This is a genomic window from Bradyrhizobium sp. LB13.1 (assembly GCF_054056815.1).
This window is the reverse complement of sequence record NZ_JBSRYQ010000001.1, coordinates 247,672-274,465: the sequence shown is the minus strand read 5'-3', so window position 1 is coordinate 274,465 and position 26,794 is coordinate 247,672. Positions and strand designations below refer to the sequence as shown.

Annotated in this window: 17 protein-coding genes and 2 pseudogenes; 9 read left to right on the top strand and 10 right to left on the bottom strand. The window is 65.0% G+C overall.

The genetic code is table 11. The features are described from left to right. Window positions 1–258 precede the first annotated feature (258 nt). On the bottom strand, window positions 259–2,922 hold the full coding sequence (locus tag ACVWYI_RS01275) for a bifunctional diguanylate cyclase/phosphodiesterase (RefSeq protein ID WP_247444594.1): 2,664 nt from the start codon (window positions 2,920–2,922) through the stop codon (window positions 259–261). Window positions 2,923–3,183: 261 nt separating this feature from the next. On the opposite strand from ACVWYI_RS01275, the gene ACVWYI_RS01270 reads away from it, so the two are divergent. After that, window positions 3,184–4,209, top strand: a complete 1,026-nt coding sequence (locus ACVWYI_RS01270) for a LysM peptidoglycan-binding domain-containing protein (RefSeq protein ID WP_456661002.1) — start codon at window positions 3,184–3,186, stop codon at window positions 4,207–4,209. Between the two features lie 157 nt (window positions 4,210–4,366). After that, complete coding sequence (locus tag ACVWYI_RS01265) at window positions 4,367–5,635, top strand: Spy/CpxP family protein refolding chaperone (RefSeq protein WP_247345120.1); 1,269 nt, start codon at window positions 4,367–4,369, stop codon at window positions 5,633–5,635. Here the strand turns inward: ACVWYI_RS01265 and ACVWYI_RS01260 are convergent, their stop codons facing one another. The 3 genes from ACVWYI_RS01260 to ACVWYI_RS01250 form a co-directional block, all read right to left on the bottom strand. Further along, the gene (locus ACVWYI_RS01260; protein WP_456661001.1) at window positions 5,636–6,463 is read right to left on the bottom strand and encodes a hypothetical protein; all 828 of its coding nucleotides are present in this window, start codon (window positions 6,461–6,463) and stop codon (window positions 5,636–5,638) included. A gap of 295 nt (window positions 6,464–6,758) precedes the next feature. Continuing rightward, complete coding sequence (locus ACVWYI_RS01255; RefSeq protein ID WP_456661000.1) at window positions 6,759–9,206, bottom strand: adenylate/guanylate cyclase domain-containing protein; 2,448 nt, start codon at window positions 9,204–9,206, stop codon at window positions 6,759–6,761. Between the two features lie 250 nt (window positions 9,207–9,456). Then, window positions 9,457–11,523 carry an AsmA family protein gene (locus ACVWYI_RS01250; RefSeq protein ID WP_247345112.1) on the bottom strand — a complete coding sequence of 689 codons (2,067 nt, stop codon included), beginning with the start codon at window positions 11,521–11,523 and terminating at the stop codon, window positions 9,457–9,459. 261 nt (window positions 11,524–11,784) lie between these two features. Between ACVWYI_RS01250 and ACVWYI_RS01245 the strand changes: the two genes are divergently transcribed. Beyond that, window positions 11,785–12,459, top strand: coding sequence for a Crp/Fnr family transcriptional regulator (locus tag ACVWYI_RS01245; protein ID WP_247345109.1), 675 nt, complete (start codon window positions 11,785–11,787; stop codon window positions 12,457–12,459). Between the two features lie 11 nt (window positions 12,460–12,470). Here ACVWYI_RS01245 and ACVWYI_RS01240 read toward each other — a convergent pair whose 3' ends face one another. The 5 genes and pseudogenes from ACVWYI_RS01240 to ACVWYI_RS01220 all read right to left on the bottom strand — a co-directional run bounded on the left by ACVWYI_RS01240 (window position 12,471) and on the right by ACVWYI_RS01220 (window position 19,327). Continuing rightward, window positions 12,471–12,710, bottom strand: coding sequence for a DUF433 domain-containing protein (locus tag ACVWYI_RS01240; protein ID WP_247345106.1), 240 nt, complete (start codon window positions 12,708–12,710; stop codon window positions 12,471–12,473). Between the two features lie 64 nt (window positions 12,711–12,774). Then, window positions 12,775–15,924 (bottom strand): efflux RND transporter permease subunit, encoded by a 3,150-nt coding sequence (locus ACVWYI_RS01235; protein ID WP_456660999.1) that lies wholly within the window; start codon window positions 15,922–15,924, stop codon window positions 12,775–12,777. Then, window positions 15,924–16,854 (bottom strand): annotated as a pseudogene (locus tag ACVWYI_RS01230) (efflux RND transporter periplasmic adaptor subunit). Before ACVWYI_RS01230 ends, ACVWYI_RS01235 begins: the two are co-directional and overlap by 1 nt. Before the next feature lie 158 nt (window positions 16,855–17,012). Continuing rightward, on the bottom strand, window positions 17,013–17,684 hold the full coding sequence (locus ACVWYI_RS01225) for an OmpA family protein (protein WP_456660998.1): 672 nt from the start codon (window positions 17,682–17,684) through the stop codon (window positions 17,013–17,015). Between the two features lie 143 nt (window positions 17,685–17,827). Then, window positions 17,828–19,327, bottom strand: coding sequence for a caspase family protein (locus ACVWYI_RS01220; RefSeq protein WP_456660997.1), 1,500 nt, complete (start codon window positions 19,325–19,327; stop codon window positions 17,828–17,830). A gap of 373 nt (window positions 19,328–19,700) precedes the next feature. Here ACVWYI_RS01220 and ACVWYI_RS01215 point away from each other — a divergent pair, with 373 nt between their 5' ends. After that, complete coding sequence (locus ACVWYI_RS01215; protein ID WP_456660996.1) at window positions 19,701–20,507, top strand: N-acyl homoserine lactonase family protein; 807 nt, start codon at window positions 19,701–19,703, stop codon at window positions 20,505–20,507. Here the strand turns inward: ACVWYI_RS01215 and ACVWYI_RS01210 are convergent, their stop codons facing one another. After that, window positions 20,508–21,050 carry a MarR family winged helix-turn-helix transcriptional regulator gene (locus tag ACVWYI_RS01210; protein ID WP_456660995.1) on the bottom strand — a complete coding sequence of 181 codons (543 nt, stop codon included), beginning with the start codon at window positions 21,048–21,050 and terminating at the stop codon, window positions 20,508–20,510. It lies immediately after the preceding gene. A 110-nt stretch (window positions 21,051–21,160) separates the two neighbouring features. On the opposite strand from ACVWYI_RS01210, the pseudogene ACVWYI_RS01205 reads away from it, so the two are divergent. The 5 genes and pseudogenes from ACVWYI_RS01205 to fahA all read left to right on the top strand — a co-directional run bounded on the left by ACVWYI_RS01205 (window position 21,161) and on the right by fahA (window position 26,791). Beyond that, window positions 21,161–22,805 (top strand): annotated as a pseudogene (locus ACVWYI_RS01205) (FAD-dependent oxidoreductase). Between the two features lie 8 nt (window positions 22,806–22,813). Next, window positions 22,814–23,038, top strand: a complete 225-nt coding sequence (locus ACVWYI_RS01200; protein ID WP_456660994.1) for a DUF2783 domain-containing protein — start codon at window positions 22,814–22,816, stop codon at window positions 23,036–23,038. A 23-nt stretch (window positions 23,039–23,061) separates the two neighbouring features. Beyond that, window positions 23,062–24,015, top strand: coding sequence for an MBL fold metallo-hydrolase (locus tag ACVWYI_RS01195; protein WP_354106007.1), 954 nt, complete (start codon window positions 23,062–23,064; stop codon window positions 24,013–24,015). Window positions 24,016–24,017: 2 nt separating this feature from the next. Further along, complete coding sequence (hmgA, locus tag ACVWYI_RS01190) at window positions 24,018–25,364, top strand: homogentisate 1,2-dioxygenase (protein ID WP_456660993.1); 1,347 nt, start codon at window positions 24,018–24,020, stop codon at window positions 25,362–25,364. Between the two features lie 155 nt (window positions 25,365–25,519). Then, complete coding sequence (gene fahA / locus ACVWYI_RS01185) at window positions 25,520–26,791, top strand: fumarylacetoacetase (protein WP_456660992.1); 1,272 nt, start codon at window positions 25,520–25,522, stop codon at window positions 26,789–26,791. Window positions 26,792–26,794: the final 3 nt, after the last annotated feature.

The following is a 26,794-nucleotide window of genomic DNA, read 5'->3' as shown; positions in this document are numbered from 1 at the left end:
GCGTGTTCTATGCGTCGCGAAGGCCCGGCGTATTTCCTGAAGTCGCGATTCTTTGTCTGATCCTGCTCCAAGCCGGTGCGCACTTGCGCGAACGCACGGCGGGCGGGCGGGGGTATGGCAACAGGTGCGGCCGGCCGTCACGCGGCCGTGACGATTGGACCCGTTTGTGGCGCAGGAACACCGCATTTCGAAGCGAACAAGCGTTGTCCGATTTTGCGACAAATCCCCCTGATGGGGGGTACGGTTGCCGGTGCGCAGCTAGGCCGCCACCGCCTGCGCCGACAACAGCTGCCTCAACTTCGCCGCCGGCACGGCCGGGCTGAACAGCCAGCCCTGCATCTGGCTGCATCCGAGCTTTCGCAGCACCTCGCGCTGGGCCTCGGTCTCGACGCCTTCCGCGGTCGTCGCCATGTGACGGGCGGCGGCCATGTGCACCACGGCCTGCACGATCGGCGACGAGTCTTCGGACTGGCCGATGTCGCTGATGAAGCTGCGGTCGATCTTGATCTTGTCGAACGGGAAACGATGCAGATAGCTCAGCGAGGAATAGCCGGTGCCGAAATCGTCGAGGGCGATGCGCACGCCGAGCTCGCGCAGCTGCTGCAGGATCGTCAGCGCCTCCGCATCGTCGCGGATCAGCACGGTCTCGGTGATCTCGAGCTCGAGCCGTCCGGGCGCCAGCCCTGACTCCGCCAGCGCAGCTGCGACCTTGAGCGCCAGCGTCCTGGAGCGGAACTGTACCGGTGAAACGTTCACCGCGATATGGATGTCGCCGGGCCAGGACGCGGCCTCCGTGCAGGCCTGCCTCAGCACCCATTCGCCGATCTCGCCGATCAGTCCGGTCTCTTCGGCGACCGGAATGAAGTCCGCAGGCGAAATCATGCCGCGCTCGGGATGGCACCAGCGCAGCAGCGCTTCGCAGCCGTTGACGACGTTGGCCGCAAGGTCGACCAGCGGCTGGTAATGCACCTCGAACTCGCCGCGGGCGAGCGCCTGGCGCAAATCGAGCTCGAGCTGACGGCGCTGCCCTGCCTTGGCGTCGTATTCGGGCGCGAAGACACGGAAGGTTCGACGGCCCTCGGATTTTGCCGCATACATCGCGAGATCGGCGCGCTTGAGCAGATCCTCGAGAGTGTCGCCGTGGTCGGGGGCGATCGCGATGCCGATGCTGGCATCGGTCGGGATTTCCTGGCCGTTGCAGTTCACGGGCGCGCGCAGCGCCTTCAGGATCTGTTCGGCGAGTGCCGTCAGCTCGGCCTGATCGTTGGTGCCGGCCTTGACGATGGCGAATTCGTCGCCGCCCAACCGTGCGACCATGTCGTTGCCGCTGACGCAGGCGCGCAGCCGGTTCGCGACCTGGCGCAGCAGCTCGTCGCCGACCTCGTGTCCGAGCGAATCGTTGACGCCCTTGAACTCGTCGACGTCGATATAGAGGATCGCGAACGGCTTGCCCTGGCTGAGTTCCGCGACGCGGCGCTCCAGATGGCCGCGCATCAGCACGCGGTTAGGCAGGTCGGTCAGCGCGTCGTAATGCGCCATGTGCGCGATGCGCTCGTCGGCGCGGATGCGATCGGTGACGTCGTCATGGGTCGCGAGCCAGCCGCCGGCGGCGCCGGGCTGGTTCTTGATTTCGATCAGGCGGCCCTCCGCGGTCTCGACGATCGCGCTCTGCGTCTGCCCGGCATTGCTCAAGATGCCGTCGCAATAGGAATCGACGTCGCCGTGGAACGAGCCGGTGTCGTGGCGATGCTGGATCACTTCGCGGAAATGGGCGCCGGGCTTCACGATTTCGGCCGACAGGCCGTACATCTCGATGTAGCGCCGATTGCAGACGATCAGCCGTTCGTCCTGATCGAACATCAGGAGGCCCTGCGTCATGGTGTTCATCGCGGTGTCGAGCCGTTGCTTCTCCACCGAGAGCCGGCGCGTCACCTGGCGGAAGATCAGATAAAGCGTGAGCACGAGCAGGCCGATCGACAGCACGGCGACGGTGACGAAGAATTTGGTTTGCGTGCGCCAGGTCGCCAGCGTCGCGTCGAGCGACTTGGTCGCGACCACGACCAGCGGCTCGCCGGTCAGCATGCGCGAGGCGACGATGCGGTCCTTGCCGTCCATCGGGCTTGCGAGCTGCGTGGTGACGAACGTGCGCTCGAACACCGCCATCTGCTCGGGCGTTCCGTTGCGGAAATTCTGGCCGATCATCGCGTCGGCATGCGGAACGCGCGCGAGCAGCTGGCCGTTCTGATGATGCATCGCGATCGAGGATTCCTCGCCGAGCCCGCTCGAGGCGAAGAAAGATTCGAGCTGGTCGGGCGTGATCGCACGCGAGACTATGCCGTAGAACTCGCCGTGCGGACCGGAGACGCGGCGCGCGAACACGATCGCGGCGCCACCGCCGAACCGTCCGGGCACGACTTCGATCTCTTCCTGCGCGGACGCGTCGTTCTTGAGCCGGTTGAAATAGCCGCGGTCACCGACCGAGATGTTGGCGACCGGCCAGCGCCGCGACGAGTTGATCAGAACGCCGTTGGAATCGAACACATTGGCGCCGGCGACATCGGACCAACCACTTGTCTTTGCGCGCAGCACCTCGTGCATGGCGAGTGTTGCCATCTGACTGCGGAAGACATCAGCGGATTCGATGCTACGGCTTTCGAGTTCCGCGATGACGCTCTTCTGGAGCACCGCGAAGTCCTCGAACTCGCGGTCGAAATGACGGGCGAGCAGCCGGACTGAGTTTTCCAGGCTGTCGCGGCCGCTCTCGATCGCATTCTGCCGGAAGCGGTCGACCGTTAGCGCGGTGCCGATGGCCATTGCAGCCATCAGCACGAAACCGCCGACGATTAGCCAAGTCAGTGGCGCGCCGCGCCAACGGCGCAGCAACCCGCGCATGCGCGCGGTCCACCTGATCGATGTGCCCATGCAGCCCTCCCGTGGGATGCAAGATGCAGCAAAACCGACAAGAGCCGGTTACCAGCGAGGGTTAGGAAAATATGAATCGGAACGGATTCAGGCGGGTGCCGCGATGCGGTCGAGCATTTGACGCCGGCGGGGTGGCGCCGGTTCATCCCTGGCGGGTTGGCTCATCATCCTATCGACCGTCTTGCTGCCGCGGCCAAAACGGCGCAATTTGCTGTTCCCGGCTGATTTGCAAGCTTCGTTTCTGATCAAGGTTCGTTTCTGATGACGATCGCATCCAAGGCCTTCATTGCATTCTGTCTGCTCGCGGTGGGCGGCACCGTGCTGGTGATCGGCCCCACCGAGCTGCGCCGCCTGCTGCCGAACGGGGCGAAGACCGACACCGTGGTCGCCGCCAGGCCGGAGGCCAAGGTCGAACAGAAGGTCGAACCCAAGCCGGAACTCAAGCCGGAAGAGCCAAAGCTCGCCGCCGTCGCGCCGCCGTCGCCAGCTGCGTCTCCGGCGCCGACCCCCGAGCCGAAGGCGGGTGCGCTGGCCGAAACCCAGAAGCAGGTCACCGCCGCGCTTGCCGATCTTGCGCCGGTCAAGCCGCCGCCGGCGGTTGCGGATACCGGCCCCCGTTTCGACGTCGCGCGCGTCGACGATCACGGCGAGGCGGCAGTGATCGCGGGCCAGGCGACGCCGGGAGCCAAGGTCGAGCTGCTGCGCGACGGCAAGCCGCTCGACACGGTGGTGGCGGATGCATCGGGCCAATTCGTGATGACGCCGCCGCAGCTTCCTGCCGGTTCCTATGAGTTGACCCTGCGGGCGAAATCGCCTGACGGCACCGTCACGCAATCCGGCCGCAGCATGCCGGTGACGATCGCCGAAGCCGCGCCGCCGCCCGCGCGCCCTGTGCCGGCCGCGAGGCAAGATACGAAGCAGGAGGCAAAGGCCGAGAAATCTGATGACAAGTCGGATGTCGTGGCATCGGTATCGGACAGGCCCGCGGCCCGGCCGAGATTGATGGGCGCACTGAAACCCAGGGGCGTGTCAGGGGTCATGGCGCGGACTCCTGCGGCCACGACCGTTGCATCGGCCTCGCCGGCGGACGTCGTCGGTGGTGCACCGGCGGAAGCAGGCGGCAACCGGGTGATCTCCCGCGGCGACAGCCTTTGGGCGCTCAGCCGGCTCGCCTATGGCGACGGCGCCCGCTTTGCCGTGATCTACAACGCCAACCGCGCCAAGATTCACAACCCCAATTTGATCTATCCCGGCCAGACCTTCGTGGTGCCGCAGAAGACGGAGTGACACCGCTTCGCCACCGCCGATGCGCGTTGCGACGCTTTGCCCTGTGTGCTTCCGGAACATTTGGTTCCCTCGCGCGTCAACGTGATGCGACGCGATGCGCGCTCGGCGCCGGAGGAGGGCCAGGGTGGACAGGTCAGTGGCCATGTCGAGATCACGCATGGGCCCCAGGCTGGGGCTGGCGCTAACGGGCGCAACCCTCGTGATGCTGGCGGTGCTGTTGCCAAATCGCGCCGAGGCGCAGTTCGGATTGCGCGGCGGCCCGCTCGGTGTCGCGCGCTTCGCCGTCGGCCACGTGATCGGCCTGTCGCGCCTGCGCCACGCGCGCATGGCGGTGCGAGGCGGCCGCAACCGCTCCGCAGCGCTGCGGTCACAAGATCCTCGTGGTGTTGAGCGAGGGCAGCCTGCCAATCCCTACATCATGCGTGCGGCGCTCACGGCGCAAGCTGCCCTGTCGGGCTGGCACGGCGGCAAGCGCCCGCAAGGCTGGTGGCGTCACCCCGATGGCAGCTACGGCTGGGCTGGCCCGGTGTTCTGGCCGTTCGCGCATGACGACCTCACCACCGCAATCATCCTCGGCGATGCGACCAGCCTCTCGCTCTATGGCTATGGCGACATCTATGCCGCGATCTTTTCGCCCTATGCGGTAACCGAGCTTGCCGCCTACGCCGCGCCGCAAGGCAGGCGCGGACGGAGAGTGCCGACCGCCGAGACTGTCTGCGATGCCAGCGACACCGGCGGCCTGCCGGTCGACCGCATCGCCGCTGCCGTGCAGCCGAACGAATTGCAGCGCACAGCGCTCGACGAACTCGCCACCGCCTGGCAGGCGGCGCGCGACACGATCCGCGCCGCCTGCCCAACGCAGGTCCCTGCGACGGCCATGGAGCGGCTCGGTCTGATGCGCGAGCGCCTCGCGGCCATGATCAAGGCAACGGACGCGGTTGCACCTGCGCTGATAAAATTCGTCGATCTCCTCAACGACGACCAGAAGACAAAGCTCGATGCGCTGGCCAAGGACCGCAGCGCCGCGCTTGCGTCGATCCAGCAAAAGAATCCCCAGGCGGCATCGGCCTGCCAGGCGGACAGCGATCCCCGCTACGATGAGAAAGTGCAGCGCCAATACGAGCAGCTCGTGCAGCAGCAATGGCCCGCGGCCGACATCGCGTCCACGCTCAAACTCGACGACATCGCCCGCGCGCGTCTCGACGTACTTCAGGACACCACGCTGCGCACCATGGAGACGTTGAGCGCCTGTCCGTCAAAAGCAGCACCGACCCCGCAGGCCCGCCTTGCCACTGCCAAGGCGCGGCTGGAGACGATGCTGCAGGCGGTGAACGACGTCACTGACGCGCTCGATGATTTCGAGGCTGATCTAAGCGACGAGCAGAAGGCCAGCTTCGAGGCGATCGGGCCGAAGCGCGGGGTGTGATCACCCGCACGCCCAGTCGAACTTTATGTCCTTGAAGTCGAGCTGCGCGTTGCCGCCGGCAAAATTGTAACCGCCGAAATATTCCTCGAACTCGACGTAGAACGAGCTCATCTCCGGCACCGCCTGGCAGGGCCGCATGGTGCCGCCGAGATGATTGTGGGCGTGCTCCTTGCCCCAATCGTGCAGGCGGAAATTGTCGCGGCTCGGCACGCCGCCGACATAATAGTAATAGGACTGATAGCCGCTCGGCGGATTTTGGCGCGTGTGCTCGTCCTGCGGGCCCTTGCCGGCATTGGGATCGCTCGCGCGCGGTGTCAACGCGATCGCGCGGGTCTCGGCGAGATCTCCGCGCGGAGGGCTCGCGAACATCTTCGTCGCGTAAGGCGCGGCAACCTCGAAGAAAGCGCTGGCGCCGCCGACGTCGAGCCAGCGCGGCCGGTCGGCCGTCGCAAGCGGAAGCGGCGCGGGCGGCGTGGCCAACGCGCCGTCATATTCGCGGGCGGTCAGCAGCAGCGCCGCATACTCGTAGTCGAGGATGTCAGTCATGCGTGACAGCCGTGGATGCGAGGCGCGCGCCTGCACCGCCTCGCGAATCTCGGGATCATCGGGCGCCCCGCCGTCATTGTGATCGGGCGCCGTGGCAAAGAACGACACCGCGACGATGTCCTCGCCATGCACGCGATAATCCTCCGGCAGTTTCAATGTGAAGCCGTGCATCAGTGGAAAGCCGGTGACGGGATCGAGCGGCCATTGCTCGCTGCTGATGCCCGGCGGCAGACCATAGACCCAACCGTGATCACGCGCGCGATCGGCGGGACGATCCAGCATCTGCAAATCATACGCACGCGAAGGCAAGGCAAACGCCACAGATCGACTCCATCCGGATGTTAGCCTCGACGCGGAGGCGATCGTTAGTCGCGGGGAGGAGGGATGTGGTTCGTCGGGATGTTGCCGTCCTGCCGGTGTTTTGCCCGACGAGTCAAAGCTCTTCGGCACCCGTGTAAGTCATTGATCTTGCAGCCGCCGTCTACTGTGCATGGGGTTGTTTTCGCACTTTTTGTTTGAAGCGACGGCGGCAACTTGTAAGAATTTCTTACAAGTTCAGCTGTCGTTCAAAGCAAACTCACATCCGCCGCCTTGCAGCCGCCGCATCCACCACGTTCTCCACCTCCTCGCGCCACGACAGGATCTCCATCGCGAGCACGGGATGGTTAAAGCCCTTGAGCACGAGATCGTCGAGCGCGCGGGCTTCGACCCAGGGCTCGACCATGCCGTAGACGCGGCGGCTGACCACGACCTGCCCGGCCTTGGCTTCGTCGCAGAGGCGGGAGGAGAGATTGGTGACGCTGCCGATCGCGGCATATTCGAGCCGCTGCTCGAAGCCGATCTGGCCGAGCGTGGCGTAGCCCATGGCGACGCCGACGCCGAAGCCGAGCGAGTGGCCGCGGTTCTTCCATTTCTCGGTCAATTGGCCAATCACGTCGCGCATCTCCACCGCCATCTTGACCGCGCGCTTGGTGTGGTCGGCGAATTGAATCGGCGCATTGAACAGGATCATCACGCCGTCGCCGGCAAAGCGGTCGAGCGTTCCTTCGTAGCGGTGGATCAGCTCGCCGAGTGCCGCGTGATATTCGCGCAGCACGTTCATCGCCTCTTCCGGCTCGGTCGCCTCCGTGAATGATGTGAAGCCGCGCAAATCGCAGAACACGACGGTGACTTCGCGGCGGTGGCTGTCGAGCAGCGCGTCGTGGCCGTCGGAGGAGGCGATCAGCTGCGCCACTTGCGGGGCGAGGAAACGTTCGAGCCGCTTGATGCGGCCGATCTCGCCGAGTTGTTTCTCGACCCGCTCCTCCAGCGAGCGGTTCCAGTTGCGCAGCTGCTCGGTCTGCTCCTGGAGTTTTGCCGCCTGCTGCTGCACGGTCTCGTGCGCCGCGGCGAGCTCGCGGCCCTTGTGGTCGACCTCGGTGAACAGCCGCGCGTTGCGCATCGCCAGCACAGCCTGGTTGGCGAAGGTGCGCATCAGGCCGATGATGCTGGCGGCGAACTCGCCGCTGGCCCGGCGCAGCACCACCAGCGAGCCGAGCGTGCCCTGCTGGTCCACCAGCGGCACCACCAGCACCGAGTGGAAGCCGGCATCGATCGCGACGTCGCGCAGCGGCTGCCCGGCGGCCTGGTCGAGATCGGCAAGCGCGATCGGCTCGCCGCTCCCGGCCGCATCGCTCAGGATGTTCTGGCCTTCGTCGATCGTGACATGGGCGCCGTCGGCGGATTTGTCGATGCCGTTGGCCTCGACCAGATTGAAGCGGCGCGCCTGCGCGTCGTAGCCGTAGATCAGCACCGCGTCGGCGTGGGTGATCTCGATCGCGCGCGCGGCGATCGTCGGCAGCACGGCATTGAGATCGAGCGAGGCGGCGACCGCGCGGCCGACCTCTTCCAGCACCTTGAGCTCGTTGATCGACTGCGCGAGATCGCGGGTGCGCTCCTCGACCTTGGTCTCCAGGTCCGAATAGGTCTCCTGGAGCTGACCGGCCATGCGGTTGAACTGGCCGGCGAGGTCTTCCAGCTCGTCGGAGGTGTGCACGTCGATGCGATGACTGAAATCGCCCTCGCCGAGCCTGTGCGCGCCGTCGCGCAGCGCCGTGATCGGAATGATCATGCGGCGGGCGAGCAGCGTGCCGGCGAGGATCGCGACCAGCAGGCCCATGCCGATCAGCAGCGCGATGCGCACCAGCTGGTCGCGGATCGGCATCAAGGCCTGCGTGGTCGGTTGCTCGAACATCACACTCCAGCCGAGCTTCGGCACGATGCTCGCGGCGCTCATCACCGAATGGCCGTTGAAGTCGGTGCCCGACGTGTCGGGCTCGTGGCCTGGTGCGACCGCGGCCGCCACCTGCGGCAGCTTCGACAAATCCTTGCCGACATCGGGGCCCTTCGACGACGTCGCCAGCACGCGGCCGCGCGGATCGACCACATAGGCGAAGGCGGCCTTGCCGACCTGGGCGTCGGTGAGGTACTCGGAGAGAAAGCTGAGGTCGAGCTCGGCCACGGTGACGCCGGCGTTGAAACCGGAATGCGCCACCGAGATCGACATGAACGGCGTCCGGTCGGAGAACCACGCCGGCGCGTAGCTGACGCCGCGGGCGACGGCGTCGGTGAAGCGCATGTCGCGGGAGAGGTCGGCATTGCTGCCGGTCGTGGTCGACTGGCGCGAGACGCGCAGCACCTCGCGGCCCTCGCCGTTGAGTTGGAACAGCTGGTTGACGACCGAGACCTGGTGCAGCAGCTGGGCGTAGTCGGCGCGGCGCTTCTCGAGCGTGTCCTGGCTCGCCCGCGTCACCCAGCTGATCTGGCGCTCGAGCTCGGAGATCGACTGCTCGATCCGTCGCGCGGCAGCCTGCGCCTTGTCCTCGAGACCGTCGGTCAGCTGTGTCTTGGTGGCGCGGTAGGAGATCCAGCTCTCCATCGCCCCGTTGACGGCGAGCACGAACACGACGAGGCCGACGAGAGAGACGACGTATTTGGCGAACAGGCCCTCGCGCAGAAACCGTGTCTTCTCGTTCGCTCCCGCCATCCCGATCCTCTCGCGCCGCCATCGACGCCGGCGCTACGGCCTGTGCGGGCCCAGCGGTCCTTCTAGCATAATTTGCTAGCATAATTTGGACCGGACGACCGGTGGACCGGCAGGCCTGGTTACCCGCTGGGGAGGCCGGTTTGGGCCGGACGGGTGGTGAATTGTCGCAGTCTCATCCGTTCGGATGAAGCAGGGTGAGACAAGGCCGAGGTAAGGGATTGGCGTGGAGTCCAGAGCGTTGGTCCGCCCATCATCGATTGAAGAGCTGCCGCAGCACGTCGTTCATCGGCTGGCTGTCCTGCGGTGCCGTCGGCGGGTCCTCCTGGGCGGGGGGCGCGGGGGAGGCCTGCGGCGCCGGTGTCGATGGCGTTGCTGGCAGGCTGCGGCTGCGGCCGGTGGCCGTTCCGTTGCCCGTGCCGGTTGCCGCACCGCTGGAAAGTCCCTGCTGGATCAGATTGCCGATCGCCTCGCCCAAGGGGCCGCCGAGCGGATTGTTCTGTCCCGGCTGCTGGGTTTGCGGATTGGCATTGCCGGCTGCATTGCCGCCACCCGGCGCGGTCGTGCCGCCGAGACCAAGGCTGCCCAAAATATTGTCGAGCCCGGCGCCGTCGGGGCCGAACAGGCCCTTGCCCATCTCGCGCAGCTTGGCATAGGCGGCGTCCGGATTGTCCAGCATGCCGCTCATGTCAGGATAGATACGCGGCTGCGACCAGCTGCCCTGGATCATCACGGGGATGCCGAAGCCGACCGGCTCGGAGGCGCGACCCTGGCCTTCGGTCGTCATCACCAGCTTCGGCTCGACGCGAAAACCCATCATTTTGGTGTCGAGCGCGATGGTGCCGGCGCCGGTGAGTCGCACCAGTGGCCCGATCAGATTGAGATCGGTCGTCACCGCCTGACCCTTGTCGATGCGGAAGGACGCCGAGAGCTGTGACAGATCGGTGCTCTGCTCCTGGCTGTTGTTCTGGTTGTCCTGCCAGCCGGACAGCGTGCCCGACGTCAGCGAGCGGATCATCTGCGCGATGTTGATGCCCCGGATGGCGCCGTCCTGGAAAGTGACGAAGGCGGTGCCCTGCATGTTCGCCATCAAGGCGCGTTGGCTGGTGCCGGCGCTGCGCAGCGCGAGCTTGGCCTGCAGCTTGCCGTCGATCCGGTCGAATTCGGCAAGGCCCTGGAGCAGCGGCAGCGCGCGCACGCCGGTGAGGTCGGAATGCATGGCGAAGCTCGGCGCGCCGCTGGTCGCATCTAGGATCACTTCGCCCGAGACCTCGCCGCCATAGGCGCCGAGATTGGCGGTGCCGGCCTTCAGTACGCCGCCGGCGAGCTTTGCATCGATCGCCAGCGGCGCGAGGCGCGCATCGCCGATGACGGCCTCGTGCGCCGAGATCCTGATTTGCGCATCGACATAATTGAGCCCGGACACGTCGATCGGCGCATCGCTCCAGGGCTGTCCGGACGCGCCTTCCGGCGATTTCGCCAGCGGGATCGCGAGCCGCTGGAAGTCGAGATCGACCTTGACCAGAGGCTTGCTCGCGATATCGACCGAGGCCCAGCCGTTGAAGGCGCCATCGCCGAGCGTGCCGTTCACGCCGTTGATCATCACGACATCGCCGTTGAGCCGCATCTCGGCGTGACCTGCGAGCTGGGACTTCAGCACGTCGGGCATGTCGATGGCGAAATCCACCGGAATGGTCGGCCGGTCGGCGGGCGGCGCCGGCGTCGTCGCCTTGATGTCGAACTTGGTCGGGTGCTCGCCGACCCGCGCGGTGCCGGTGATGTTGATCTTGCGGTCGCGATCGACGATCGCATCGGCATTGACGGCGCTGATGCGGCTCTCGACGCGGTCGCGCACGCGCGCGAATGCGATCTCGCCATCGGTGACTTTGACGCGGTCGATGGTGGCGCCATCGGTATCGAGCGCGATCGGCTTCGACGCGCCGCCGGCATTCGGCAGGCGCTCACGCAGCAGCGGCTGGTAGAGCACGGGATGGGTGACGACGAGCTCGCTGATCTTCGGGCGGCCCGACCACACGCTCGAAAGCGACATGTCGGCCTGCACGCTGTCGATGGTCAGGCGCGTGATGCCGCTGCGGTCCTTGGGGTCGGCAAGCGTGAGGTCGTTCAGCGTCACGTTCAGCGTCGGCCACAGGCTGATCCTGGTGGTGCCGTCGATCGACAGGCGATAGCCGGTCGCGCTCTCCACCCGCGAGGCAATCGTCGAGGTCAGGAAGCCCGAGGGGATCCCGACCACCAGCAGGAGTGCGATCACGATGATGACGGCGGCCACCGCAGCGCCGGCGAATTTCACTGCTCTCATATCGGCTTTCCAGCGACGGACAATCGGCGTCGAATCCGGCAGATGACCGTCATTTGCACCCGTCCTTTGCGCCTGAGTTTATCCCGGGACGGGAAGCGGCTCCAAGCGCGTAAAAATAGTCTTGGGGTGCTGCAAAGTTATGTGACTTATGACACACTTCCCGGGCGCGGTTTTACGCGACCCTGATGTTGATGGTTCCAAGCGATTTGCCAAGGAAACGGGCCAGGGACACTGGCCACGGAAATTCACAAGGACATTGAAATGAGCAAGCAGGCCGAATTTGCGGTCATCCTGAAAATGAACGCGATGTTTGCCGATCTCGGCGCAGACGAGCTCCAGCGGCTGTCGAATCTCTGCCACACCCAGCATCTGGGGAACGGCGAGGTGCTATTCCAGAAGGGCGATGGCGGCGACGCGCTGTTCGGCGTACGTCGAGGCCAGGTCCGTATCGAGACCGGCTCCTCCGACGGCAGCCGGCTGACGCTGAACTTCATGGGGCCGGGTGACCTGTTCGGCGAGGTCGCGGTGCTGGACGGCCAGAGCCGCACCGCCGATGCGACCGCGGGCGAAGCCAGCGAGCTGTTCGTGCTGCGGCGCGAAGACTTTCTCGCTTTCCTCGAACGCGAGCCGAAGGTCGGGATCAAGATCATCGCGCTGCTGTGCCAGCGCATCCGCTGGCAGAGCGAGCGCATGGAAGAGTCCATGCTCCAGCCGCTGCCGGTTCGCCTCGCGCGGCGCCTCTGCGCGCTCGCCGCCGATTTCGGCTCGGAGGTGCACATCTCGCAGGAGCAGCTCGGCGTCTTCGTAGGTGCCGCGCGCGAGAGCGTCAACCGCCAGCTTCAGGCCTGGCGCAAGGAAGCGATCCTCGATCTCCAGCGCGGCCGCATCCTGCTGAGGAACATGACCAAGCTGACGGCGATCGCGCGGAACGAGTAAGTCGAGCGACTTCACTTCGCTTGGAAGGTACGAGGGAGATCGGCGACTGTGTCCTCTGCGAGGGAGGCCGCGTATCGCAACGCCTCATCAATATCCTCACGCTCCAGATACGGGTAGTCATTGAGGATGGATTCGCGCGTCTCGCCGACTGCCAGCAGGCCGAGCAATCGTGCGACTGGAAACCGCAGCCCGCGAATGCAGGCTTTGCCAGTGCAGCAGGCTGGGTCCATCGTGATACGCACAAAAGCCATGTCGTAAGCTAACGCGCGCGACCGACTTGTGCCAGCGCGCGCCTCTGACCCGCCTTTTCGGAATCTACTCCGCTGCGGGGTGCGCGATGCCCTTCGGCACCGGCGCTGCCTCTGCCGGCGCAGCGCCGTGATGACCGGCGTCCTCCGCATCCTCGCTGTGCACGACCAGCCGCTTGCCGAAGCGCCAGATCAGGGCGCCGAGATCGTCCATCACCATGAACATTGCGGGCACGAACACCAGCGACAGGATGGTCGAGAAGATCAGGCCGCCGATCACCGCGAGCGCCATCGGCGAGCGGAACTCGCCGCCTGCGCCGACCGCAAGCGCGCTTGGCATCATGCCGGCGGCCATCGCGATCGTGGTCATCACGATCGGGCGTGCGCGTTTCATGCCTGCGTCGATCATGGCTTCTTCACGCGGTGTGCCGGCGCGAATGGACTCGATGGCGAATTCCACCAGCATGATCGCGTTCTTGGTGACGATGCCCATCAGCATCAGGATGCCGATCCACACCGGTGTCGTGAGCTGCTTGCCGGTGATCAGCAGGGCCGCGATCGCGCCGCCGATCGAGAGCGGCAGCGAGAACAGAATGGTGATCGGCTGCAGGAAGGTGCCGAACAGCAGCACCAGCACGGCGTAGACCATCATCAGACCCGCCGTGATCGCGGTGGCAAAGCCTTCGGACAGTTCATTCAGGCTTTCGGCATCGCCGGAGGGTGAGACCTTCACGCCCTTCGGCCGGCTCTTCATGACCGGCAGGTCGTAGATCTTCTTGGTGGCGTCGCCGAGCGCGGCGGAGCCGACGAGATCGGCCGCGACAGTTGCTTGCCGCTCGCGATCGTAGCGGTTGATGCTGGTCGGACCCTGGTCGAGCTTGACGTCGGCGATGACCGAAAGCGGCACGCCGCCCTTCTCGCCATGCTCGCCGAGCGGCACGCGGAGCTGCTCGAGCGTCTTGAGATTGCCGCGCGCGGCATCCTCGAGCTGCACGCGGATCGGCACCAGACGATCGCCGACGTCGAATTTGGCGAGCGCCGGCCCGACGTCGCCGATGGTGGCGACGCGGATGGTCTGCGACAGGCTTTCGGTCGAGACGCCGAGCCGTGCGGCGAGATCGGCGCGCGGCTCGACGCGCAGCTCGGGCCGCTCCAGCGTGGTTTCCGAGATCACGTTGGAGATGGTCGGAATCCGCTTCATCTGCGTCGCGAGCTCGCTGGCGACGTTGTTGACGATGTTGGCGTCCGCGCCGGTCACGACCAGCGAGATGGCGCGCAGGCCGTTCTCGTCGAGGAACCAGAAGCGGATGTCTGGAATGTTCTCCAGCTCCTGGCTGATCGAGAATTCAAGCTCGCGCTGGGTGATGTCGCGGCTGTCCTTGGGCGTGTAGTTGATGATCAAAGCGGCGCGCCGGACTTCCTGGGTGCCCGGTGGAACGCGCCCGCCGTCGACGAAGATGCTCTTCACCTCAGGCCGCTTGCGCAGCCGCGCGACGATGTCTTCGGTGACTTTTTCGGTGTAGGCGAGCTGCGTGCCCGGCGGCAGCTCGAGGGCAACCAGTGAGCGCGAGCTGTCCTGCGCCGGCAGAAAACCCTGCGGCAGCAGCGTAATGCTCCATATCGAGGCGGCGAAGACGCCGAAGCCGACCAGCACCGTGACGAAATAGTGCTTCACCGACCACGCCACGATCCTGTGATAGGACCGCAGCACGCGGCCGGGCGGCGGCTCTTGGTGATTGCCATGTTTGAGGAAGTAGGCGGCGAGCACCGGCGTGACGAAGCGCGCCGCGAGCAGCGAGAAGAACACCTGCACCGAGACGGTGATGCCGAATTGCTTGAAGAACTGTCCGGCGATGCCCGACATGAAACTCGCGGGTGCGAAGATCGCGATGATCGTCAGCGAGATCGCAATCACCGCGAGGCCGATCTCGTCCGCGGCTTCGAGGGCCGCACGATAGGGCGACTTGCCCATGTTCATGTGCCTGACGATGTTCTCGATCTCGACGATGGCGTCGTCGACCAGAATACCTGTCGACAGCGTGATGGCGAGGAAGCTGACGAGGTTCAGCGAGAAGCCGAGCAGGTCCATCGCCCAGAACGCCGGGAAGATCGACAACGGCAGCGAGATCGCGGCGATGACGGTGGCGCGCAGGTCGCGCAGGAACAACAGCACGATGACGACGGCGAGGATGGCGCCTTCGAACAGGGTCGAGATCGCCGCGTGGTAATTGCCGTTGGTATAGTCGACCGAGGTGTCGATCACCTTCAGGTCGACGTCGGGATAGGTGGCCTTGAGCGAGTCGATGCGCTTCTGCACGGCCTCGGCCACCTTCACGTCGCTGGCACCCTTGGAGCGCTTGATGCCAAGCGCAACGATCGGCTCGCCGTTGAAGCGGGCGAAGGTGCGGCGGTCGGCGATGGTGTCGGTGACGGTGCCGAGATCGTCGAGCCGGACCTCGCCGCCGCCGAACAGCGGAATCATGGTGCCTGCGAGGTCGCTCAGCGTCTTGGCGCCGGCGAGGGTGCGGATCGCCTGGTCGTTCTTGCCGATCTCGGCGCGGCCGCCGGCGACGTCGACATTGGTGCCGCGCAGGCTCTGGCTGACATTGACGGCAGTCAGCCCCATCGACTGCAGGCGGTCGGGATCGAGCGAGACCAGGATCTCGCGCTCGACACCGCCGATGCGCTCGACCTGGGCGACGCCGCGCACGCCCTGCAGCGCGCGCTTGACCACGTCGTCGACGAAATAGGAGAGCTGTTCCGGCGTCTTGCCGGGCGAGATCGCGGCGTAGGTGACGATCGGCAGGCCGATGACATCGACGCGCTGGATCAGGGGTTCGGTGACGTTCTGCGGCAGGTTGGAGCGCACGCGCGTCACCGCGTCCTTGACGTCGTTGAGCGCGCGGTCGGTGTTGGTTTCCAGCGCGAACTGGATGGTCGTCACCGACAGGCCGTCGGTGATCTGCGAGGTGATATGCCTGACGCCTTCGACACCGGAGACGGCGTCTTCAACCGTCTTGGTGACCTGGGATTCGAGCTCCGCGGGTGCCGCGCCGAACTGCGATACCGCGACCGAGATCACGGGAATGTCGGCCGAGGGCAGCCGCGTCACCGCGAGCTTGGTGAAGGACACCCAGCCGAGGATCAGGAGGATGATGGAAAAGACCACCGACGGCAGCGGATTGCGGATCGACCATGCCGAGATATTGAGAGCCATCAGCGTACCCGCGTGCGATCGAGTTCATCGGCGAACATGGTTTTGATCTGGTCGCCGTCATGCAGCGAAGAGCCGGCGTCGGCCACGACGATTTCGCCGACGTCGAGGCCTTGCAGGATTTCCGTGGCGCTGTCGGACGACAGTCCGACTCGTACCTTGCGCGTCTCGACGATGTTGCCTTTGACGACCTGCACGGTGAGATGGTCGATCGCGGTCTTGGGAACCGCGACGCCGCAGCTTCGCTTGGCATCGATCGAGGCGCGGGCGAACACGCCGACTTTCAGCGAGGGATTGTTGGTGACGCTGATGCGAACGCGCCCGAGCTGGGTAGTGCGATCGATTTCGGGCGCCACCAGCCTGACTCGCCCGATCAAATCGGGCGAGTCGTCGCGGCTGATGCGCACGGTCGCGCCGGCGCTGAGCTTGGGCATGTGCACCGCCGGGACCTGCGCGTCGAGCTCGATCTCGTTGTTGACGGCGATGCGGAACATCGGACCGGCCTGCGGCGAGGCCGGCGCACCGACGATGGTGCGGACCTCGGTGACGAGGGCCCGGCGCAGAGGCCTTCAGCGAGACCGGACCTTGCGGGCCGGGCCGCTGCGGCTGGCCCGGGATCTGGGGCGGGGCCGTCAGGCGCGCCAGCTCCTGATTGTCGGTGACCAGCGTGCCTTCGGTGACGAAGAGGTCGGTGACCCTGGATCCCTCCTGATCGGCGACGACCACGGCTTCGCGGCGCGGCACGAAGAAGCCGGTCACCCGGACCAGGTCGGAGAAGCAGGCATTGGTCGACTTCGTCACGATGACCAGCGCCTCGCTCGGCGTTTCCTTGGCCTCGGGGCGATGCCGGTGCTCGAACAGATAATAGCCGACGCCGAGCGCAACGACGAAGACCACCGTTCCGGCCGGCTTGAGATATTCGGAGAGATTCATCGCCGGATCGTCCTGGCCTGGCTCACGGCCATCCGCACTCGGCCCATAGAGAGCGTTTCCCTGAAATAAAGCAGCGTCCCGCAAGGCTGCGGGACGCGCTCTGGAAGCGAGACTTTACACCACATCACGACTTGTCACTTCAAAGGATTACGTCGTGGTCACTTCGATGCGGTGGTCTTGTTTTCCATGTTGACGACCTGCACGCGACGATTGACCTCCGCCATCGGCTGGGCCGGGTCCTTCAGCTTGCTCTTGCCGTAGCCGACGGTGACGAGGTCGGTTGCGGAGATGCTGTACTTGTCGACCAGGTAGCGCTTGATCGAATCCGCGCGGCGCTCCGACAGTTCCTGATTATAGGTCTCACCGCCGGCGGCGTCGGTGTGGCCGGCGACCACGAAGGTCGAGCCTTTCAGGTCGGGGCTGGTCAGCGCGCGGCCGAGCGCCTGTACCGAGGCAACCGATTTGGCGCTGATATTGGCCGAGTTGTAGTCGAACGTGATTTCCAGATCGATGTTCGGCTTGTCCTTGGCCACCGACGCGATTTCTTCACGCTCGGTCGACGACAGCGAACGTGTCGAGCGGCCGCGTACGGACTGGATCAGCTTGGTCTCCGCCGCACTCGGTGCGGGATCGGTCTGCGGAGCGATCGAAAGGCCGCGGGTCAGCGGCTTTTTCGGCGGCGGCGCCAGCGCGCGGACGATCTCGTCATCGGTGACGTTCTTGCTGTTGCCGTCGTCGCCCGCGAATGCCAGCGGGATCGTCAGCGACAGCGCGGCGCCAACGGTGATGATGGACAGGATTGCGGTAAGTCCCTTTGCAGCCAATCTCATAGCAAGTCCCTCCTGAGCAGCCAGCTCGCGCGGTTCCAAAATCCCTGCAATAAGCCCCCCGAAGGGGGCCTGCGGCATCCGTCCGATTAGTCTTCGTCGGGCCACCGAGGGTTCGAGGCACATCGGCCTCGATTTAAAAAATATCAACGCACTCCGTAACTTGCGAATTCCTGAACAATGTTCGGGTCCATCGCCTTGGCATTGGCGATGTCCAGCGCACCTTCCTGGGCCGAGCCGTTGCGCTGCTTGGCGATCCCGCGTCCGAACAGCGAGGAAGTCAGGCGCGGATTGATCCTCAGGGCCGCGTCGAAATCGGCGATGGCGTTCTTGGCCGCTCCCGATTTCAAATTGACGAGCCCCCGGCTGTCCAGCGCGTCGACGAAGTTCGGTCGCAGCCGCAGGGCCTCGTTGCAATCCTTCAGCCCGCCCTGGAGGTCGCCGACTACGGTGCGGGTCCAGCAGCGGTTGTTCAGAGCCTCGACGTCCTTCGGGTTGATCCGGAGCGACTCGTCAAAATCCTTGATGGCGAGGTTATAGGCGCCCTTGCTGGCATAGACCTGGCCGCGCCGGTAAAGCGCGTTCACGTCGTCCGGATTGGCCGCGATCTTGGCCGTCAGGCCCTTGATGGTGGGGTCCTCCGCCAGCACGGCCGCACTCGGCCCGCTATCCATGCTCGGAGCGGTGATGGGATCGGCCGGTTTCACCGGCGGTGGGGGAGGCGGCAAGGCGGCGTCGACCTGCGGCTTCGGTGACGGAGCAGCCGTCGTGTCGGCCGGCTTCGGCAGCACAGGTGGCGGTGGCGCAGGCGGAGCCGGCGGCGGGTTGTTGGCGACGACCGGCGGCGGAGCGGGAGCCGCGGGCGGCGTCGTCGTTGTCGGACGCGATCCGCCGGCCCCCGGAATGAACGAGAAATCTTCGGCCAGTGAAGAGGATATCCACGGCACCTGCTCGCCGCGCGAGGCGCGGGTGACGCCCATCTTGGTGCGGTTCAGCGTCTCCTCGGCCATCAGGTCGGGGACGCGGATTTCCTTGAGGAGTTCCTGGACGAACAGGCTGTGCTCGCCGCCGGCATCCGACACCACCGAGGCCAGTGCCGCCGAATACATCACCAGCGTTCCGTTCGGCGCGATAACAGGGGTGAGGCCGGCCGAGAAGCTGCGGAACCGGCGCTCGAACGGGTTGCGCCTGGAAGCATCGATGAGCGCGATCTTGACGCCGGCGCCGCGGGTGTTGAGCTCGCCAAGCACGGTTTCGAGGCTGATGCCGTCGCGGCGCACGTCGGATTCGGTCCAGATCTGCGCATCGATCGGCAGCAAATAGCTCTGCCGCGCCGACTGGATGCCGAATCCGCTGAAGAACACCAGTGCCACCGCCCCCGGCTTGATCTTGCCGTACAGCTTGTCGAAGGCGCGGCGCATGCCGTCGCCGGTCAGGTTCTCATTGATCTCGACGGAAAAGCCATCGCGCTTGAGCTCGTCTGCGACGTCGCGCGCGTCGTTGAGCGGTTCCTTCAGCGGGGCGTCGGCGTCCGGATATTTGGCGTTGCCTATGACCAGCGCAAAGCGATCGCCGGCCGCAAGCGACGGAGCTGTCGGGATGAGCGACACGAGCAAGGGCAGAAGCAAAAGGAAGCGAATTTTCATAATCAGCGCGGTCCAGCCAAAAAGGCGCCGTTACCAGCTTGCGCCGCGGCGACCTTAACTTACGCAATGTGCATTATCAAACCGGGGAAGGGAGGCGTCAACTGCTTGCAAATTCGGCGGTATCGCGACAATTGACCGCGACGCATGGGCACGTTGCGGGGGAATAAACGGGCAGTCACGATTCCACTCGATGCATTCTGGTTGCCATTACGGCTGCATGTTAGGGCAGCCATGGCGACAACAATGTGATTGGTCTCACATTGCCGACCGGCGTCCATCGCAACCTCCGATGTTTGACCTTTGCGGCGGACAATGGCTTGGTGCCATCGATCGGCCCTGAAGGTCCATCCAGAAAAAGAGCAAGATCAAAACCATGGGAAACGCCTACGAAATCTACGCACTGCGCTATGCGACGATGTCGCCGCGCACCCCCAATATGAACTTCCTTGCGCCCGATCCGCATGACAGCGCGGCGCAGGATCTCGACTATTTCGTCTGGCTGATCCGCGGTAACGGCCGCGATATCCTGGTCGATACCGGTTTCAATGCCGAGGAAGCGACCGCGCGGGCGCGCAAGCTGACGCTCAATCCGGTCGATGCGCTGGAGCGCTTTGGTGTCGCGGCATCGAGCATTCGCGACATCATCGTGACACATCTGCATTACGACCACGCCGGCAATCTCGACCGCTTCCCGAACGCGCGCTTCCATCTCCAGGAGCGCGAGATGGCTTACGCGACGGGCCGTTGCATGTGCAACGGACTGTTGCGACATCCGTTCTCGGTCGAGCACGTCACGCAGATGGTCCGCCATGTCTATGGCGAGCGCGTCAATTTCTATTCCGGCGACGGCGAGGTCGCGCCCGGCGTCACTGTGCACCGCGTCGGCGGCCATTCGGACGGCTTGCAGGTGGTGAGGGTCGAGACCGCGCGCGGGCCGGTGGTGCTGGCGTCCGATGCCGCGCATTATTACGCCAACCTCCAGCGCCGGAGCCCTTTTCCGATCGTCTACAACATCGGCGACATGGCGCAGGGCTGGGAGATGATCGAGCGGCTCGCCGGCCATCCCGACCGGTTCATTCCCGGCCACGATCCGATCGTGACCGAGATCTATCCGCGCGCCAGCGACAAGGTCGATGCCTGGGCGCTGCATTTGCCGCCGTCGCGGTCGTTTGCGAAGTGATCAATACGCCTGCTTGGCGTCGGCCTCTTCGCTAGTCTGGATCAGGTCGAGGCTCTGTTCGATCTTGCCGAGCAGCGCTGAGAATTGCTTGCGCTCCTGCGCGGTGAGGCAGGCGAGGATCTCGTCTTCCCGCCGCAGCAATTGCGGAAACAGCTCCTCGTACAGCGTGCGCCCCTTCTTTGTCAGCTGCAGGCGGAATTCGCGGCGGTCGGCTTCGTTCTCGACGCGCTCGATCAACCCCTGGTGCAGCAGCATGGTCACCGCGCGGCTGATGGTGGATTTATGCGTGCGGGTGCATTGCGCGATGTACTGCGCGCTGCAGGCATCGTTGCGGAAGCCGAGCGTCGCGATCACGCGCCAGGCCGGGATATCGAGGCCGTGACGTTCCTGATATTCGACCGAAAGCGCGGCACTGACCTCCGCCGCGAGCCGGTTCAACCGGAACGGCGCGAACTTGAACAGGTCGAGCCGTGTTTGTGGAATGGGCAAAGCCTCGTCCACCACCCGTGTCTTCAGCGCGATGTCGCTGGATGTCCTCGCCAAGGAGAGCGCTCCGAATTCCAGTTGACGGCCGGCCGGCACCGGTCCAAAATGGTTGCACGTGAGACTATCTAGCAGATCAGTCCTCTCCTGACCAGAGCCGAGGTTAGCGCATGGCGCAAGCCAAGACCCAGCAGGCCAAAACCCAGTTCGGCTATCGCCGCCACCCCGATCGGGATCGTCCCGGCCAAGGCCCGGCCGAGCATCCGGTCGTGATCGTTGGTGCTGGCCCGGTCGGGCTGTCGCTGGCGATCGACCTCGCCCAGCGCGGCCAGCGCGTCGTCCTTCTGGATGACGCCGATCGTATCGGCGAAGGCTCGCGCGCGATCTGCTTCTCGAAACGTTCGCTGGAATATTGGGACCGGCTCGGCGTCGGCGACCGCATGGTCGAGAAGGGCGTGGTCTGGAGCGTCGGCCGCATCTTCCACGGCGAGTCCCAGCTCTACCAGTTCAACCTGCTGCCTGAAGACGGTCACAAGCGGCCTGCCTTCATCAACCTCCAGCAATATTACGCGGAGGCCTACCTGGCCGATCGCGTGCAGGACCTCCCGGGCATCGATCTGCGCTGGCGCAACAAGGTGACGGCGCTGGAGCAACGCAACGATTCCGTTGCGCTGACCATCGAGACGCCGGAAGGCAACTATTATCTGCACGCACAATATGTCATCGCCTGCGACGGCGCGCGCTCCTCGCTGCGGCAGATGGTCGGCGCCGACTTCGCCGGCCAGGTATTCGAGGATCAGTTCCTGATCGCCGACGTCAAGATGACCGCGGAATTTCCGACCGAGCGCTGGTTCTGGTTCGATCCGCCGTTTCATGCGGGGCGTTCGGCGCTGTTGCACCGACAGCCCGACGATGTCTGGCGCATCGACCTCCAGCTCAGCCGCGACGCCGATCCTCTCACCGAGAAGAAGCCCGAGAACGTGCGGCCGCGGATCGCGCGCATGCTCGGCCACGACAAGTTCGAGTTCGAGTGGATCTCGCTCTACAAGTTCCAGTGCCGGCGGATGGACCGCTTCCTCCATGGCCGTGTGATTTTCGCGGGAGACTCCGCGCACCAGGTCTCGCCGTTCGGCGCGCGCGGCGCCAATTCCGGACTCGAGGACGCCGAAAACCTCGCCTGGAAGCTCGACCGCGTGCTGCGCGGGACCTCGCCCGCGAGCCTGCTCGAGAGCTATCATGTCGAGCGCAGTCTCGCCGCCGACGAGAACATCCGCGAATCCACCCGCTCGACCGATTTCATGGCGCCGAACACGCGCCAGGAGGCGCGGCTGCGCAAGGCGGTGCTGTCGCTGGCGAAAGAGACCGAGTTCGGCAAGCGCATGGTCAATGGCGGCAGGCTCTCGGTGCCGTGCAGCTATGATTCGCCGCTGTTGTCGCCCGATGCGGATGCGTGGCGTGGTGGACCGCTCCCCGGCTGTTCGATGTCTCGATGCCCCCGTTGCGACGCGCGCTGGCGAGCAAGCCTATTTGACGGATGCATTCCGTCAGGGCGGAACGGATTTCACGTTGCTGTCGTTCAGCAATGGCGCGGCGATTGAGGCGCCTGTTGGTGTGAAGGACATCTGTATCGGCGGTGAGGACGGGCTCGCGGATCCGGCGGGGCTCACCGCAAAGCGCTATGATGCGGAACCAGGCTCAGCCTACCTACTAAGGCCGGACGGTTATGTCGCGGCGCGCTTTCGCCACCCGACGCGCGCTGGCGTCGCGGCAGCGCTGTCGCGGGCCCAAGGCTTCAATGAGCAAGGCTTGAATTGAGGACTCGCATGCCGCTTTCCACCAGCTCCAACTTTGCGCGGCCCGACGACGCCTTTCGCGCCATCGTCGAGGCGCATCATGGCTTCACCGACGAGCAAAGCGCCGATTTCGACGCGGCGCTGGTGCTGATCCTCGCCAACCATATCGGCGATATCGAGGTGCTGCGGGACGCGATTTTACTCGCCAAGCGACGCATGATCGACGGCCAGCAGCAACAGCAACAACAGCAATAACGAATGTCCAAAGGAACGAATTAATGGCGAAGAACTTCGCGTCCACCGGCGATCTCTCCGAGAAGAAGATCACCTTTTCCGAGATCGGCACCGATCTCTACGCCTTTACGGCGGAGGGCGACCCGAATACGGCAATCATCGTCGGTGACGACGGCTGCCTGGTGTTCGACGCGCAATCGACGCCGGCGATGGCCAACAAGGTGATCGAGCGCGTCCGCACCGTCACCGACAAGCCGATCAAATATGTCGTGCTGTCGCATTATCACGCCGTGCGCGTACTCGGCGCCTCCGCCTACAAGGCGCAGGGCATCGTCGCCTCGCAGGAGACTTACCGCCTGATCGAGGAGCGCGGCCAGCAGGATTGGGATTCCGAATATGGCCGCTTCCCGCGCCTGTTCCAGGACGCCTCGAGCATTCCCGGCCTGACCTGGCCGACGCTGACCTTCGAAGGCGAGATGTCGATCTATCTCGGCAAGCGCGAGGTGCGGCTGATGCAGCTTGGCGCCGGCCACACCTCGGGCGACATCGTCGCCTGGGTGCCCGATGCCGAGGTGATGTTCTCCGGCGATCTCATCGAATATCACTCGGCCTGCTATTGCGGCGACGCGCATTTGCGCGAATGGCCGCTGACGCTGAACGAGATCCGCAACTTCAATCCCAAGGCGATCGCGCCGGGCCGCGGCGATGCGCTCAACGGGGTCGCCACGGTGCGCGAAGCCATCGCGATGACGCGCGACTTCGTCACATCGCTCTATGGCGCCGCGGAAATCTCGGTCGCCAAGGGCCGCACGCTGAAGGAATCGATGGCCGCGACGCGCGAGGTGATGGATCCGAAATTCCAGGGCTTCGCCATCTACGAGCACTGCCTGCCGTTCAATGTATCGCGCGCCTTCGACGAAGCCTCGGGGATCGACGATCCCGTGATCTGGACCGACAAGCGCGACCAGGAGATGTGGGCCGCCCTGCAAGGAGGATAGTCATGAACATCAACACCTCGCCCGATCAGGTCATTCGCAGCTCGGCCCAGGTCACGCCGGGCTACATGTCCGGCTTCGGCAACAGCTTTGAGACCGAGGCGCTGCCGGGCGCCCTTCCGATCGGGCGCAACTCGCCGCAGCGCTGCGCCTATGGCCTCTATGCCGAGCAGTTGTCCGGCTCTCCCTTCACGGCGCCGCGCGGCACCAATGAGCGCTCATGGCTCTATCGCATTCGCCCCTCGGTGAAACATTCGGGCCGTTTCGAGAAGGCCGACGAGGGCCTGTGGCGTTCGGCGCCGTGCCATGAACACGATCTGCCGATCGCGCAGTTGCGCTGGGACCCGGCCCCGATCCCGAAGGAGGACATGACTTTCCTTCAGGGCGTGCAGACCATGACCACGGCCGGCGACGTCAACACCCAGGCCGGCATGGCCGCGCATATCTATCTCATTACCAAGTCGATGGTGGACCAGCACTTCTACAATGCGGACGGCGAGCTGATGTTCGTGCTGCAGCAGGGCAATCTGCGCATCGTCACCGAGTTCGGCCGCATTGACGCCGAGCCCGGCGAGATCGTGGTGATCCCGCGCGGCGTCAAATTCCGCGTCGAGATTCCGAACGGGCCGGCGCGCGGCTATCTCTGCGAAAACTACGGCGGCGCCTTCACGCTGCCGGAGCGCGGGCCGATCGGCGCGAATTGCCTCGCCAATGCCCGCGACTTCCTGACGCCGGTCGCGCACTACGAGGACAAGGACACGCCGACCGAGTTGTTCGTGAAATGGGGCGGATCGCTGTTCAAGACGCAGCTCGCCCACTCGCCGATCGACGTCGTCGCCTGGCACGGCAATTACGCGCCGTACAAATACGATCTGCGCACCTTCTCGCCGGTCGGCGCGATCGGCTTCGACCATCCCGATCCCTCGATCTTCACCGTGCTGACCTCGCCGTCGGAGACCGCGGGCACGGCGAATATCGATTTCGTGATCTTCCCCGAGCGCTGGTTGGTCGCCGACAACACCTTCCGCCCGCCCTGGTATCACATGAACATCATGAGCGAGTTCATGGGCTTGATCTACGGGGTCTACGACGCCAAGCCGCAGGGTTTCGTTCCGGGTGGCATCTCGCTGCACAATTGCATGCTGCCGCACGGTCCCGACCGCGACGCCTTCGAGCACGCCAGCAACGGCGAATTGAAGCCGGTGAAGCTCACGGGCACCATGGCCTTCATGTTCGAGACCCGCTACCCGCAACGCGTCACCGCGCATGCGGCGAATGCCGCGACGTTGCAGGACGACTACGCGGATTGCTGGAAGGGCCTCGCGAAGCGGTTCGATCCGAACAGGCCGTAGCGCCGCGCCACCCACTCCGTCGTCATGCCCGGGCAGAAGCGCGAAGCGCGTCTTCGCGCTAGATGTCCCGGGCATCCACGTGTTGAAACGCAGAAGAAAGATCGTGGATGGCCGGGACAAGCCCGGCCATGGCGGTCTCGAGTTCGGAGAATCCCGTGTCCCATCCCAACGACCCCAGCCTCCGCTCTTTCATCGACGTCGATCCCACCTCCGATTTTTCGATCCAGAATCTGCCTTACGGGGTGTTCTCGACCGCGGCCAATCCGACGCCGCGCGTCGGCGTGGCGATCGGCAATTGCGTGCTTGATCTCTGGGAGCTCGAGCAGGATTCGCGCCTCGATGTCGGGCCGCTTGGCGTGTTCTCGACGTCGTCGCTCAATTCTTTCATGGCGCTGGGACCGAAGGTCTGGACGAAGACGCGCGCGCGGGTCAGCGAGCTTTTGCGTCACGATCATCCGGAGCTGCGCGACAATGAGGAGCTGCGCAAGCAGGCCTTGGTGCCGATGAGTGATGCAAAACTGCATCTGCCGTTCGCGGTCTCGGGCTACACCGACTTTTATTCCTCGAAAGAGCACGCCACCAATGTCGGCGTCATGTTCCGCGGCAAGGACAATGCGCTGCAGCCGAACTGGCTGCATATGCCGATCGGCTATAACGGACGTGCCTCCACCGTCGTGGTCTCCGGCACCAAGGTGAAGCGCCCGCGCGGGCAGCTGAAGCCGCCGAACGTCGAGGTGCCGAGCTTCGCCCCGTGCAAGCGGCTCGATTTTGAGCTGGAGATGGGCGCCGTGGTCGGCCAGCCCTCGCCGATGGGTGGCATGCTTAACGAGCAACAGGCCGAGGAGATGATTTTTGGTTTCGTGCTGCTCAACGATTGGAGCGCGCGCGATATCCAGCAGTGGGAATATGTGCCGCTTGGCCCGTTCCTCGCCAAGGCGTTCGCGACCTCGATCAGCCCGTGGGTGGTGACGCGCGAGGCGCTGGAGCCGTTCCGGCTGAAGGGGCCGGAGCAGGAGCCGGCGCCGCTCGATTATCTCAAGCAGGATAAGCCGCAGAACTACGATCTCGAGCTCGACGTCTCCTTGCGCGCCGCCGGCGCCAACGCGCCTGCCGGCATCAGTCGCACCAACTTCAAGTACATGTACTGGTCCTCGGTGCAGCAACTGATGCACCACGCCTCCTCCGGCTGCGCCATGAATGTCGGAGATCTCCTGGGGAGCGGCACGATCTCCGGCCCGGAGAAAAACCAGCGCGGCAGTCTTCTGGAGATCTCTTGGAACGGCACCGAGCCGGTTGAATTGCCGGGTGGCATCAAGCGGTCGTTCCTGGAAGACGGCGACAGCCTCGTCATGCGCGGCTGGTGCCAGGGCGAGGGCTATCGCGTCGGCTTCGGCGAGGTCGAGGGGACGGTTTTGGCGGCGGAGTGAGTT